The 14,483-nt window shown below is 38.4% G+C and carries 13 protein-coding genes; all 13 read right to left on the bottom strand.

Annotated elements, in window-relative coordinates:
- Positions 1–271 precede the first annotated feature (271 nt).
- The 13 genes from MHB84_RS16380 to MHB84_RS16325 all read right to left on the bottom strand — a co-directional run bounded on the left by MHB84_RS16380 (position 272) and on the right by MHB84_RS16325 (position 14,481).
- Positions 272–1,147: a phosphatidylinositol-specific phospholipase C/glycerophosphodiester phosphodiesterase family protein gene (locus MHB84_RS16380; RefSeq protein WP_076287672.1), complete on the bottom strand. Its 876-nt coding sequence runs from the start codon at positions 1,145–1,147 to the stop codon at positions 272–274.
- Positions 1,148–1,327: 180 nt separating this feature from the next.
- Positions 1,328–2,728, bottom strand: a complete 1,401-nt coding sequence (locus tag MHB84_RS16375) for an undecaprenyl-phosphate glucose phosphotransferase (RefSeq protein WP_076287671.1) — start codon at positions 2,726–2,728, stop codon at positions 1,328–1,330.
- The gene (locus MHB84_RS16370; RefSeq protein WP_083678754.1) at positions 2,725–3,714 is read right to left on the bottom strand and encodes a glycosyltransferase; all 990 of its coding nucleotides are present in this window, start codon (positions 3,712–3,714) and stop codon (positions 2,725–2,727) included. The genes MHB84_RS16375 and MHB84_RS16370 overlap by 4 nt, the downstream gene beginning before the upstream one ends.
- 94 nt (positions 3,715–3,808) lie before the next feature.
- A complete protein-coding gene (locus tag MHB84_RS16365; protein ID WP_341143054.1) occupies positions 3,809–4,747 on the bottom strand; it encodes a glycosyltransferase family 2 protein in 939 nt (312 codons plus the stop codon).
- Between the two features lie 93 nt (positions 4,748–4,840).
- Positions 4,841–5,704, bottom strand: coding sequence for a dTDP-4-dehydrorhamnose reductase (gene rfbD / locus MHB84_RS16360; protein WP_076287670.1), 864 nt, complete (start codon positions 5,702–5,704; stop codon positions 4,841–4,843).
- Positions 5,705–6,727 (bottom strand): dTDP-glucose 4,6-dehydratase, encoded by a 1,023-nt coding sequence (gene rfbB / locus MHB84_RS16355; protein WP_076287669.1) that lies wholly within the window; start codon positions 6,725–6,727, stop codon positions 5,705–5,707.
- A 27-nt stretch (positions 6,728–6,754) separates the two neighbouring features.
- Positions 6,755–7,306, bottom strand: a complete 552-nt coding sequence (gene rfbC, locus MHB84_RS16350; RefSeq protein WP_076287668.1) for a dTDP-4-dehydrorhamnose 3,5-epimerase — start codon at positions 7,304–7,306, stop codon at positions 6,755–6,757.
- Between the two features lie 22 nt (positions 7,307–7,328).
- The gene (locus MHB84_RS16345) at positions 7,329–8,072 is read right to left on the bottom strand and encodes a sugar phosphate nucleotidyltransferase (protein ID WP_076287667.1); all 744 of its coding nucleotides are present in this window, start codon (positions 8,070–8,072) and stop codon (positions 7,329–7,331) included.
- A 3-nt stretch (positions 8,073–8,075) separates the two neighbouring features.
- Positions 8,076–9,206 carry a hypothetical protein gene (locus MHB84_RS16340; RefSeq protein ID WP_076287666.1) on the bottom strand — a complete coding sequence of 377 codons (1,131 nt, stop codon included), beginning with the start codon at positions 9,204–9,206 and terminating at the stop codon, positions 8,076–8,078.
- A gap of 58 nt (positions 9,207–9,264) precedes the next feature.
- Positions 9,265–9,669 (bottom strand): DUF6270 domain-containing protein, encoded by a 405-nt coding sequence (locus MHB84_RS31410; RefSeq protein ID WP_445322109.1) that lies wholly within the window; start codon positions 9,667–9,669, stop codon positions 9,265–9,267.
- Positions 9,605–9,982: a DUF6270 domain-containing protein gene (locus MHB84_RS16335; protein ID WP_076287665.1), complete on the bottom strand. Its 378-nt coding sequence runs from the start codon at positions 9,980–9,982 to the stop codon at positions 9,605–9,607. The genes MHB84_RS31410 and MHB84_RS16335 overlap by 65 nt, the downstream gene beginning before the upstream one ends.
- 48 nt (positions 9,983–10,030) lie before the next feature.
- Positions 10,031–12,019 (bottom strand): hypothetical protein, encoded by a 1,989-nt coding sequence (locus tag MHB84_RS16330; RefSeq protein WP_076287664.1) that lies wholly within the window; start codon positions 12,017–12,019, stop codon positions 10,031–10,033.
- A 5-nt stretch (positions 12,020–12,024) separates the two neighbouring features.
- Positions 12,025–14,481, bottom strand: coding sequence for an alginate lyase family protein (locus tag MHB84_RS16325; RefSeq protein WP_076287663.1), 2,457 nt, complete (start codon positions 14,479–14,481; stop codon positions 12,025–12,027).
- Positions 14,482–14,483 lie beyond the last annotated feature (2 nt).

Here is a 14,483-nt window from a genome sequence, read left to right as displayed (position 1 = left end):
CTCCAGAGGTTCTTCTGCATCCTAAAAAGCTTGTAAACTAAGTCTAAGTCAGCAGGGAGTGAGTGTCAATGTTCGTATAAAAAGGGGAACAAAAAATCACAGACTTTTCCCTGGAATTGCAGGAGAAGCCTGTAATTTTAGATGGTAGGGATGTGATGCTACAGAATTAAAGTCAGCGCCTGTTGCCAGTTCGAACAACAATATCTTGAGTAGAGTTGGATCCAAAGTCTCAAAGTAGAGACACTCTATCCTTTGAATCAACATTTAATACTCAAGGTTTCCAGGCAAAACGTGTGTTCATCTCATCCAGTTCCTGCTCGGTTAATACGTCCGAATACACACCGTACACGCCCCATTTCTCATAGTTCGCTACCTGATCGGTGTCATTAATGGTATGCACGTAGGTGACGGCTCCAGCCTGCTTCAGCTTGGCAACGAAATTCTGGTTTACTTTATATTCCGGCATGGTTACGGCATCGATGTCATTCTTTTGTACAAAATCAACCACCTGGGCTTCAGTATCCTGCGTAGCGTAAAGAGTATAGATAATAGAAGGAAACGCGTAGATTTCTTTCACGGTTTCGAGCATTGGCTCGTTATAGATCTGAACTACAACCCGATTAAGAATTGAAGGGTCATGTTTCTTGGCTGCGTCCACGAGTGATTTTAGCACCTGCTGAATATCCTCGTCCTTCTGTTCTTTGGTATCGGTCACGATATACATATCCGGGTACTTGGCCAATACATCCATAATGCCGTCGGCATCCATCGGTTGGTACATGCCCAGAATGGGCGTATTCATGAATTCATCATGTGTCAGCGCCCCAGCCTGTTTGTCCTGGGGTAACTCCTCGTCCTGTCCCAGCATTTTGCTCATGTTAGCGGTCCATTCATGTCTGGCTACTGCTTTGCGGTCCGAGGTCAGCATAAAGTCAATCTCAAACACACGTGTGCCCTTCTCATAATTGGCAATCATCGCCTCATAGGCGTTCGTGTAAGGCTGCTCACGGATACTGCCCATGGCATGAGCAATCAGTCGATAGGCCGTAAACCCATCGTGCTGCTCCTCGCTCTGACTGTCATAGGCAAAAAAGAGTGTGCCCACGGTTACGATGAGTAGTGTAATGACTGCGGCAATTCGTTTCATATGGCGTTCACATCCTTAATAGGGTGGTAGGAAAGAGAAAAAGAGTATGATTATCATGATATGACGAAGCATGTGCGGTTTTTCCTTTTTGATAGCTAACTACCCTGATTGGAGAGGTGTAAAACAAAAAGCCGCCCGAAGGCGACTGTTAAATGGTGGATCATTGGAATTGAGCGAAGATTAATAAGCATTCTTGAGACCATTCCGAATGGTCTCCCATATGATTTTGATATCAAATAATAAGGACCAGTTTTCAATATAAAAGATATCCTGCTCAATCCGATCCTCAATCGAGGTATCTCCTCTTAATCCTTTGCTCTGCGCCAATCCCGTAATTCCCGGGCGGACATGATGCTTAATCATGTACTTCGGAATTTCATCCCGGAACTGATTCACGTAGTACGGGCGTTCTGGCCTTGGGCCAACTACGCTCATGTGACCCAGTAGCACATTGAAGAATTGAGGCAATTCATCCAGGCTAGTGCGTCTTATAAATGTACCGAAGGCCGTACGGCGCGGATCATTCTTCGTTGACCAACCTGTATCTATTGTGCCTTCTGGAATGACTTTCATGGAGCGGAATTTATACATCATGAAGTTACGACGATTGAGCCCAACACGCTCCTGTTTGAAGATGATTGGACCGGATGATGTCACTCGGACACCCACCGCAACAACGAGCATCACTGGTGAGGTTAGCAGGATGGCGACGAGAGAGAACACAATGTCAAAGGTTCTTTTCATCAGACGATTAACAGCAATGTCCAGTGGAATATCACGAACGTTAATCATCGGCATCCCTGCGAAGTTATCGAAATATGGTCGAGCTGGCAGGTAATCAAAAAAATCAGGAATGATCAGTGTCCGTACACCGGCTTGCTCACACACATTGATAATATGCGAATACTTATCATGAGCATCCAGAGGTAATGCCAGAATGACTTCATCAACAAAATGAGTGGACAAAAACTCTTCCAGCTGGTCTATTCTGCCAAGGATTGGTTTGTATTTCCCCTGTTCCGTCCGATCCCAACGGTGAAAGTCATCAAAAAAACCGGTAACTTCATAACCCAGCTCAGGGTAATTCTGAAGTTTATCAAAAAATCTCTTGCCCAACGTACCTGCCCCGAGAATCACTACAAATTGGCGGTTAAAGCCTTTTTTGCGAAAACGCCTTAACTGCAATTTAATAACATAACGGTAAATCAGTATAAATGTAAAGTTCCCCATCATATAAAGGATCAAGTAAGTTCGGGAAACATTAACTTCTTTAAATATAAACATGAGACTCAATAACATAAAGAAGGCCACACCGTGAGATTGCACGAGCCTCCAAAGTTCGTCTGTGAAACGTTTCTTACGCTTGGGAGTGTATAAAGAGGACATTATGCCAACTGCAATCGCAAGCCCTCCATACACAAGACTCCATAACATATATTTTTCAATAGGTAATGGATGATGATGTGGCAATAAATCACTCTCGAACTTTAACCACCAGGCGAACAAGAACGAAAGCTGAATGACTCCAAAATCAGTAGCTATATACAATTGAGTCAGAAATCGCTGATTACGCCGAATCATGTGTTCACCTCGGAGGATGTCTTCCGATCTGCCGCACGACCTGATGAAAATTCTTTCTGTGGTTTCGATCTAACTAACTTATTGCGGATCAGAGACAATGAAAATTTTAGTGAAATGCCGAGCCATACTGCCGTGTTGGTAAAGATGCCATAGCGCTTGGCATAATGTTTACGGTGGAAAACCCACATTGCCCTATGAAACTCATAAATGATTTTCATAGGTTTGCGACGGGCACTCGCACCTTTGTAATGCACAATATATGTACGCGGATAATAATAAATGCCCCAACCCGCCTCTTTGATACGATAACACCAATCAACATCTTCGCCGTACATAAAGAAGGTTTCGTCCAATCCGCCCACTTGATCGATGGTTTCACGCCGCACGAGCATGAACGCACCGACAAGACAGTCTACCGGATACTCATCATCCGGGCTGAGATGCCCCAATTGGTACTGGTTAAACTGTGGACGATCCGGGAACATGCGTGAGATACCGAATGCATAACAAAATGATGCCAATGGCGTTGGAAATCCCCGCTTGCACGCTTTATCCAAGGAGCCATCAGGAAGGATCACCTTACAACCGGATGCCCCCATCTCTGGATGTCGATCCATGAATCCGATCATGATCTCCAGTGTATCCGGCTGCACGACTGTATCCGAATTAAGCAGTAGAATATAGCGTCCCTTAGCTATTTTCATGCCTTGGTTATTTGCAACGGCGAAACCCGTATTGTCACGATTTGAAATTAACCGTACATCTGGGTATTCGTCACGGATTGCTTCCACGGAGCCATCACGAGATGCATTGTCAACGACGATGAGCTCATAGTGAAAGGAAGTAAGGGAATCATACACTGATGCCAGACAGTCCAATGTCAGCTTACGTGTATTGTAGTTTACGATGATGATGCTGACATAAGGACTATAGTTCTTATTATTTTTCGATCCCCCTTGTAAGGGAACATCTGCTGTTTCGACCATTTTGTAAAACTCCTGACTTTGTAATGCTTTGTTTATCTATAGAAAGTATAGCATATTATGGGCGAAGGTGTGGAAGTCATAGCCAATCTACAACTTATACCTTTTTCAAGACATATATGAGTTTAAGAACAAGGTTATCAAGAGAAGCATGACGATAAAAGGGCATTTGGGACGCATATTTAATACGTTTTATCCAAGGGCTATCCAGTTGGTTTAAAAAGCTCTGTATATCCTTTAGTTGCTGAGCAGATAAACGATCTTTATGAAGATGTAGAAACATCTTTGCTTGTTTGCTTAATATAAAATGATTTTTACCATTCACGAATCGACTCCATCTATTTTTCCATTTCGCGATCCAGCCTTCGCTGCTCCCACCCAAAACATTATTTTGATGTTGTCGATACAAAATCATCGGCTCTTCATCAAAAATGACCTCGCCAAATGCACTAACATAAAGATAGATCCACCAATCATGCATAATAACCTGAGTTAGATCGGAAGGAATGCTAGCCCTAACTTGCTGAAAAGCGACAGGATTGATGACTATAGTACAGCCCACGCAGCAGTTTTCGACCATGGCATTATACATGCTTAGCGCCTTCGGAGGGAGTGTTGGCCACACATTTATATGGTTTAGATCCTGATCTACCATCTGTGTAGAAGAACAATACATAAGTGGTACGTTTGATTGTCTCGACTTTAGTTTAGTTACTGCCCTAATAAGTTTATCCTGCTTCCACACGTCATCCTGATCACAAAAAGCGTAAAAATCATATACAGGCTCCGTTTGGCACATCAGTTCAAAAAAACTCCCGATCACGCCCAAATTTTCACCTTTAATAAATCGGATTTGGTCCGGATGAGACTTGGCATATTCGTTTAATTTTTGTACAGTTCCATCAGATGAACCATCATCCCTAATACTAATCTGCACGTCAACTTCATGTTGTGCGAGAAGGCTTTCCATCTGCTCCTCAATGTACTTTACTCCGTTATATGTAGAAAGCATTATGCATACTTTAGATTTATTCACGTGCCACCTCAAAATCTGACTTTTCTTCATTATATACGAAAACTCCCGCTCAAGAGTAAGAGCGAGAGTTACATCGTGCTACTATGGACGTTCCTATTTAGACAATAAGCTGATAAATTCACGCAGGCCCTCCCGCCATGGGCGGAGATCCGTCAAACCATTGGTCCGAATGGATAGATGATCCATTACCGAATTACGCGGCCTTGGAGCAGGTCTGGGGAACTGCTCTGTCGTACAAGGCTCCAATTGTGCTTGGATGGAAAGTCCTCCAACATTTCGAGCTTCCGCAAAGATAGCTTCCGTGAATTCATACCATGTACAAGTACCACTGTTGGAAGCATGATATATCCCATACATTTCGGTCTGCATAAGCTTCAGCAGGAATCCAGCCAAATCTACGGTATACGTAGGTGACCCCTTTTGGTCATGCACCACCTGTAACTTTGGTTTTTCCTGACCCAGTTTCAGCATCGTTTTGACAAAGTTATTCCCATACAGACCATAAACCCAAGAAGTACGCACAACAAACCATTTGGAGGACAAAGACTGTACCAGTAATTCTCCTGCTCGTTTGGACTTGCCATACACACTTTGCGGGTTCGTATCATCGTACTCCTGATAGGGATTTAACGAGTTGCCATCAAAGACATAGTCCGTACTAATATAAATTAGTTTAGCTCCTGCTCTTTCTGCCGCTACAGCAACATTGCGTGTTCCTACCGCATTCACCTTATATGCACCATCGATATCTGTTTCCGCTGCATCTACGGCTGTATAAGCTGCACAATGAACGACCACTTCAGGATGATAAGAGGAGATGACTACATTACACTGTGCCTGATTCGTAATATCCATCTGATCCCGATCACAAGCAAGAACAGAATGCCCCTCCTTCTCCAAAAGAAGAACGACATCCCGACCCAGTTGTCCGTTTGCTCCTGTAACCAAAACCTTCAATTACTTCACGTCTCCCAATCGAGAGCCATATTGCTTGGCATAGTACTGTTGATAGACTCCCGACTGAATACGAGTCCACCATTCCTTGTTATCCAGATACCATTGAATAGTCTCCTTGATCCCAGTTTCAAACGTATGCTTTGGTTTCCAGCCTAGTTCAGACATCGTTTTGACCGGATCAATGCCATATCTGCGGTCATGCCCAGGCCGGTCTTGCACGTATTTGATTAAGGATTCCGGCTTGCCGAGTTGCTCCAAAATGGTTTTCACGATGTGCACGTTAGTTCGTTCATTATTGCCGCCGATGTTGTATACTTCACCGTTACGTCCTTGATGAATTACCAAGTCAATGGCGCTGCAGTGGTCTTCAACATAGAGCCAATCTCTAATGTTTAATCCATCTCCGTATACAGGCAGAGCCTCATCAGCCAGGGCACGTGAAATCATCAGAGGGATCAGTTTTTCAGGAAACTGGTAAGGGCCATAGTTGTTGGAGCAGCGAGTGATATTTACCGGAAGGCCAAAGGTCTCATGGTATGCACGCACAAGTAGGTCTCCGCCTGCTTTAGATGCCGAATAAGGGCTGTTAGGTTGTAATGGTGTCTCTTCCGTAAATAAGCCTGTTGGGCCAAGCGAGCCATACACCTCATCCGTTGATACTTGAACGAATTTGGAGATATTGTGTTTTTTGGCTGCCTCAAGCAGTGCTTGGGTACCATTCACATTTGTTCGCACAAATACATCTGGTTCCAATATGCTGCGATCCACATGAGATTCTGCGGCAAAGTTAACGACAACGTCCACACCTTGGCCGATGAGGCGATCCATCTCGGCAGCATCTGTAATATCTGCTTTGACAAAGGTATGACGTACGTTGCCTTCAAGTGATTTTAAGTTTTCCAAGTTACCTGCATACGTCAGCGCATCCACATTGATGATTTCGCAATCAGGATGCTGCTCCAGCATATACATCACAAAATTACTTCCAATAAAACCGGCCCCGCCGGTAATGAGCAGTTTCATAGTGTTGGAACCTCCTAATTACTTCACTTAGAAATTGAAATTGATCTCCGCATCTTGAAGTAAAGGATGTCTTTGGTCCTTATCTGACAAAGTCGGACTAAATGTAGGCCAATCAATTCCAAGAGCCGGGTCACTCCATAATATGCCGCGGTCGTTCTCAGGGGAATAGTATTCGTCCACTTTGTAAAAGACTTGGGTATTCGGAACAAGTGTACAAAAACCATGGGCAAATCCTTTGGGGACCAATAACTGACGATGATTATGTTCACTCAGGATAAAGCCCTCCCACTGTCCAAAGGTGGGTGATCCTTGACGAATGTCCACGATAACATCGTAAATCACACCAGAAATAACCCGAATTAACTTGGTTTGTGCTTTGGGATTAAGTTGGTAGTGCAATCCGCGCAACACACCCGGCTGAGCAGATAAGGATTGGTTATCCTGAATAAACCTGTAGTTGATTCCTTGTTGATCCATGAGCTGCTCATTGTAACTTTCCATAAAAAAACCCCGGTGATCCCCATGAACCACCGGTTCAATCAAACAGGCACCTGTCAGCTTGGAAGGAGTGATTTTCAATTATTTCGCCATCCCTTCTCTTCTATAACTTTAACTTCCCGTACGCGTCACCGAATGCAACATCTCGCGCCAATTCATTGGCCCGCGCCAACGACGCGTGAGTACCTGCATCTGTCCACCAACCCTTAAGTATATCGTAGGTAAGATTTCCTCGTTCAATATATGCATTGTTTACGTCTGTGATTTCCAATTCGCCTCTTGCAGAAGGCTTTAATGTCTTTATGATCTTGAAGACCTCACTATCAAACATATATATGCCTGTTACCGCGTATTTGCTTTTGGGTTTCTGCGGTTTTTCTTCAATGGATACGATGCGATCGTCATGTAACTCGGGCACTCCGAAGCGATGGGGATCAGTGACTTCTTGTATCAATATTTTAGCTCCGGACTTTTGCTCGCGGAAATTGGACACATACTCAGTAATATCGTCCTCAAACACGTTATCACCAAGGATGACCACCATTTGATCGTTACTTGTAAATTGTTCTGCCAATCCGAGTGCTTGAGCTATTCCTCCTGCTTCATCTTGCACTCGATAAGTGATCGAAACACCTATATCGCTTCCGCTACCGAGTAGATTTACGACGTCCCCCATATGTTCTTTGCCGGTAATCACCATGATCTCGGTAAGGCCAGCTTGTTTCAATTTGTATGCAGAATGGAAGATCATCGGATACTTGCCTACAGGAAGCAGATGTTTATTGGTTACCTTGGTTAGAGGAAAAAGGCGGGATCCTGTCCCGCCTGCAAGAATTATGGCTTTCATAAATTAGACTCCTTCTATTGCATCAACAATTTGTCGGCATCTAGCGCGCCATGTATTTCCAAGTGAAAACTGAATACTTTCTTCCTTTGAATGCATCTCAATATTACTATTAATTAAATCATTTATAAGCTTTATTAATTCCTCTCTATGTGAGTATAAATGTACGTATGGAAGAAACTTATGCATTTCTCCATAATTAATAGAAAAAATAGGCTTACAAAAGAGGATATATTCATAAATTTTGACAGGGTCAACTGCCCTAACTAACTCACTTAATACAAAAGGCATTATAAACGCATCAGCCTTATCAGCATAATCTTTTAACTTCTCATGTTCTACCATCCCGATAAACTCTAACCTGGGATGAACTGGAACCTTAGTGTCTATGGGACCTACTATAGTGAACTTCACTTTAGACATTTGATCAAGTACATATAAAACTGTATCAAAATCAAACCACGCTCCAACAGTTCCGATGTAGGTAATGTTGAATATTCCTCGTTGTTGTTCTTCTTGTGCATGTAAGGAATTTCCCTGTATAGTAGTGAGTTTAGTTGAATTTATTATAGAAGGACTAATCCCGTTATTAATTACAACAGGAATACTTCTTAAATGTTCTTTATAAGAAGATACTATTTTATTCTTCAAATAATTAGAAGACGTAAATATAAAATCTGCTCTTCGTACTAATTCGATCTCTAATAAACGCAAGCGATTAATTCTTTTATTAGAATCATCGTAAAAACCTAAAAAATCATCCATACAATCATAGATAACAAGTTTATCTTTGAATCGATCTAAAGGGACAAAATCCAAAATAATTGGAGAAGTAATCCATATATAATCAAAATTCTCATAAGAACGAATAACATTCCTATTTATAAATCTTTCAATCCATTGAATAGTCTTAACTCGCCCCGACATCGGAACCTTTCTTATCAAATTAATATTTGAATAAGTACTAATTGTTCTAGAATTAAGAATGGTATTCCTATGTTTGTCACTAAATTTATAGATATAGAACAAGTCCACATTATAGTATCGAGTTAATTCTTCGAATAAAAAATGGGGACGTTGCTTGATCCAATTCCAGTCCACATGCATGAGATAAGCTATCTTTGTTCTGGTTGTCAAGATATCATCCCCTTAGTAATTCGAAAAGATTGAATGTGTGCATAATAGTATACATTAGCTACTTTTTACAATCTGCTATTTGTTTAAATATATCCAAGTAATATTCGTCGGTATAATGCACAGGGCTTAACCCCCATTTATGCGAAGCACTACCAACTCGGTTGCTCGAAACAAATCGAATTTCTGGATATTTGTTCCTCACATAACTATAATATCTTTCCAACACTTCATTATTTCGTTGTATGTTTTGAGAATTAGGATATTCACATAGATGGTACTCCTCATTAATATAATGATCCGCCCAATAAGTTTCGTGAACAATTATTTTACTTATTGATACATGTGATAAAAGATACGTAAAGAATTTATCGCATGACTCCTCCCAGAGTAAATGCGTTCTATCGTTGAACCGTGAAACTCTCGTAAAGGTATAAATTTTCAAGATTACCGTTAACAAATTCATTTGATCTTGTAACATAAGAATTGTCTAACTTCATCAAATCAAAGCGCTCATCAACAAAGTCAATGATGAACGTATTATGATTTTTTTGTTTCAATTCTTCTAAGAAGGTATTCGAGAAATCTTTCACAATCATCCCTTTTTGGAATTCGGATTCTAATGAAATATCCTTTTGAATTACTTCTAGAGGATTTGATAACAAACTGATTAAAGATGATCTTGCATAATATTCAAGTTTTTTTTCATGTTGAGCAATTCGAAAAACATCTCTCGACACACAACTTCCAAAAATAGTAAATTCACTATATATCCCCATTGGATACTCCTATCTATAATCCGCTTATTTCGAAATTATATAGATTCACTAGATATTTAATTGCACTACCTCTACAATATTATTATCTAGTCTACTGATTTGATTACCATAAACATCTCTGATAAATACTCTGACTTGATACTTACCAGCATCAGATAATCTAGTCTGATAATAATTCACTTCAGAATACCATTTCACTTCTATTTTTTCACTATCTTTATATAGATACCATGCATATGTTAACTGGTTCCCAACTGCTTCTACTGTAAACTTAACTTCCTTACTTTTTGAAGCAGTACTTTCCTCTAAAGTGATATTATTTATTACAGGGATCACATCTTTAGCAGTAATTTTTTGTTGTAATTTCTTGCCATTCAGCTCAGCACTACATAATTTAATTGAGGTTCTCCATTCTATCACTTGATCTCTCTTTATATTTGATGTGATTCTAAAAGAATTTACAGACCCTATACCTGATGTTGAGCACAGGGAGCGATGTAGTGAAATACTATTGTTAAGACTACGATTACATGTTAGTTGATACTGAGAACCATCAAAATAAATATTCACAGTATTATCTGAACGTTTGAATAGCTTGGCTTCATGCTTCCCATCGTTTAAGAGTATAGGAATAATATGTTCACATGATAACAAATCCTTATTTGCCTTAATTTTGTAGTTCCATACTATTTCATTTTCAAAGATTCTAATACTTTTATTAACACAAATGCTAGAATCCTCCACATATAAATCTATTCCATTGTCTACAACACTATAACTAGCATTCTGAATACTATCAGGATATATAATTTCACCGTTGTAACCCTTAATTATATATCCTTCAAATATACTATCTGATGCTGCATCAATATTTAATCTAGGTTCAAGAAGTGGCATTCTTTTCCCACCAACTCTATAGTGGAAACCTTGCATTGACGGCACATATTTATGTGAATGCATTCTTAACGAACAACCGAAAAAACTTTTACCTTGTCTAAAAAAGATGTAACCACTCTCTTCATCTACAAAAGTAGTGTCAGTAAGGTCTACATTAATATTTAATAAATCCTCATCTCTAACGCAATCTGAAATAACTAGACCAACTAATGAAAGAGTATTATACATATTGACGTGAGTATACTTCTCAAAACCTACCCGGAGGCTATGTGGGAAATAGTTTGGAGTGCAACTATAACTACCATCTTTTTTTTCATATCTCAGCCATAGATCTAGAAGTGAATTAAACTCCATACCATTGTTTGTGGAGTGTTTATAAATAAGTAGCATGCATCCCCATGTAAATATTTGATTACTACTCCTGCCCAGAGTAGCATATGAACTATCAGTTGCAATAATATTAGAAATCCATAAAACTCCTTTATGAATTATTTTTATTGCTCTTGTTTGATCATGGTCAAAATCCTTCCTCACTGTACTAACAATACTTAATAATATAAATACAATAAATAAATGATATGCAATTGGCTTACCGTCCTCTACACCTCTATGATCAGAAACAGCATCATCAATAAATCCGAGTTTATTTTGAGATTTCTCAATGTGGTCTAATAAATATCTACAGTATTCGCTGTTCATGCTCTTACCGCTTAAAGAAGATAATAAAAGTTCACTCCCCCATTGTAAGGCCGCACAATTTGTATTAATTTGTCCACACTTATCTTCAAAAGAAGAATAAAACTCTTCAAATCTAGCGAAAGATCGTTTCTTTTCATGTTCCGGCAAATAATGTATAGCTAATAAACTATAATGTATTAGAAACACCTTACAAAAAGAAGAAACACCCCTGTCATTGCATAATACGATACTACGTTCAATTAATTTAGAAAAATAATCATAATAAGATAAATCTCTTGTCTTTGTATATAAATACGCAAACAAAACTGCAGCAGTTGCTGAAGAGTAATTTTCACTATATTCAGTTTCAAATGGATCAATTAGCAAAAAATCATCTTCCGGTATACACCATGATATCAATGTTGATGAGAAATCCTTAATGATTCTTCCAATAAAATCCATATCAATCACTTCCAACTAGTAATCTGTATTTTCTCAAAATGATTATATTCAACTTCTCCAAAATATTTATCATTAATCCTATAAATAACAGTATACTCTCCAGGTTCTACAAATTTATACCTAAATTCGTTGCTTTTGTTATTGATAAAATCATAGCTTGCTCCATCCTTATATACATACCACCTTGACGATACCCCGCCATAAAAATTAGATAAATCAATAGTAAACTTATAAGAATTGTTGCCCTCATCCATTATGTGATTATTACTAACAATAGGTTCTTGTTGATCAGTAGAAATCGGCTTATATATAAATTTATTCCCTTCATATTCAACAAACCCTACTATCTTTTTCGTAGTTTCTTTCGCCTTATTGCGCAAATAGCTTATCACTGCATAAGAGTAACCTTTTTCTAGATGAAATTCCTCATGATTTTCACCCGAATAGGAACTTGATGTAAATTTTTCCCCTGTAACTTTATCAATCAGATAGTAAGAGTATGAGAGTTCTTGCTCATAAGATTCTGCTGAATTTTTGATTTTTAAGTTACTCCCCACTATATCAGCTTCGACTTGACTCTCAGGAAGTCTCTCTCTCGATTTGATAGGTACAATTACATCGTTAATTTCAACTTGTTTTCCATCATAATTAAGATTTTGTTTCAAATATCTAGGTAAATCTGTCTCATTAATTATTCTTATGCTAGTTACAAATTCTGTGCTTTTGCCTGACTTCTTAAAAAGAATAGATTGACTAGGCACTGATTGATTTAATCCAGAAGAAATTACACTTAGATTGTTATCTTCATTTTGTCCTATATTTTTTTTAACTTGATCCACATTTGCTAGTTGGTCTAATAATACATAATAGTTTGTGTCTTTAATTTTTAAAATTGCACGATTTGGAGTTAATTGCTTAATCTCAGTGTCATTTGACAAGTGGAATACCTGAGAATAATCATGGACTTTTTCAGAAACGATATCATCGTGAATAATTATATTATTTCCATCAAGATAATTAATTGTTCTATCAATCTTAACACCTGGAAAAATGTTATTGAAACCTGTTACAGATTCATACCCTTCTTCTTGAGAATAAGAATAAATACCTACCTTTTTAGAGTTAAACATACTAATTGAATAGCTTTTACCATCTACTACTATTGTATTGTGAGCTGAATTACTATTAATATAATCATAAATCGGATCTCCAACCATATAATTGTACATACCTGGATCTATGAAAATATCGTGCCCCTTTGAATATAATAGGAAAGATAGATCATCCGCATGCTTATGAGTACTAGACGAATATCCTGATTTAAACAGCGCCCATGTAGACTGGTCATATTTGTTAGAATCCCAATACTCTCGGAAAATTATAGTCCCATCATTTTGAAATAGCCTTGTGTTATACTCCGGTTGAGTCCCATTGAACCCTTTTGAAAATATATATTCTAAAGAATGGTCATTAAAGCTATTGATAATTGAAGGATTATTACTTGTAAAAGTACCAAGTGTATCACCAATTAATGGTATGGATAGATTTGGTTTATAAACATACACCAGATACTCAAGTGCTCCTTTATAGTAACTATTTGCTATTTCAGCATAAACATTGTGACTACTACTCAAAAATTCCGATATTCCTTTTATATAACTAATAATCCCTACATGATACCCCGTTGAATTCTCAATATGAACATGTTTATTAGGGAAAGCATATTGAAGTTGCTTGTCCAGTCTCTCTATTCCTTTTTCAACATAATTATTATTTTCTAGATAATACCCCGCTTTAATTAAGGCACCGTCTTGAAAAATGCCATGATTGTGATTTTTTGTATAGTTTGTATCATCATAAAGCCATTCGCTATTATTTTGAATCAGTATATCTAGTTTTTGTACTCTCAACTTATTTCCAACAGATTCTTCCACCTTAGAAAGATAAATTAAATTTTCTACTCGCTCTGCTACAGAATGATCGTACCAAGTATACCTATTTAATTTTGCTTTAGATTGAGCATACTCACCCCATGACAATACAAATTTATCCGCAGCATCCAGATATTTATCATCACTTGTTAATGTATAAGCCTTACTTAAATAATATATAGGCCTCAAGGTTTGTAAATACAAGGAAAAAGTATTTGGAGACTTAGTTGCACTTATATTCCAATCAATATTATCAATATTATATAATATTTGAACACCAGAATTTATTTTATCATTAACAAAAAGATTATCGTTTAGTAACGCATCTGCATAATCAATATATTGCTCATCACTTGTAATACCATCAGTCATGAATATAGGTACATATTGTTGAATTTCACTATCAAAATTATTAGCAATCGCATTTTTCTCCATTTCGTTCAGTTTTATCCCTACCGCTGTAGCTAGTGCAACTACAAGCAGTAGAGTAGTAGCGACATAAGTACCTCTGTTCCTAAAACTAAATCGCAAAG

Source organism: Paenibacillus sp. FSL F4-0087 (assembly GCF_038020215.1).
Taxonomy (GTDB): Bacteria; Bacillota; Bacilli; order Paenibacillales; family Paenibacillaceae; genus Paenibacillus; species Paenibacillus taichungensis.
This window is presented reverse-complemented; position numbering and strand designations above follow the sequence as displayed.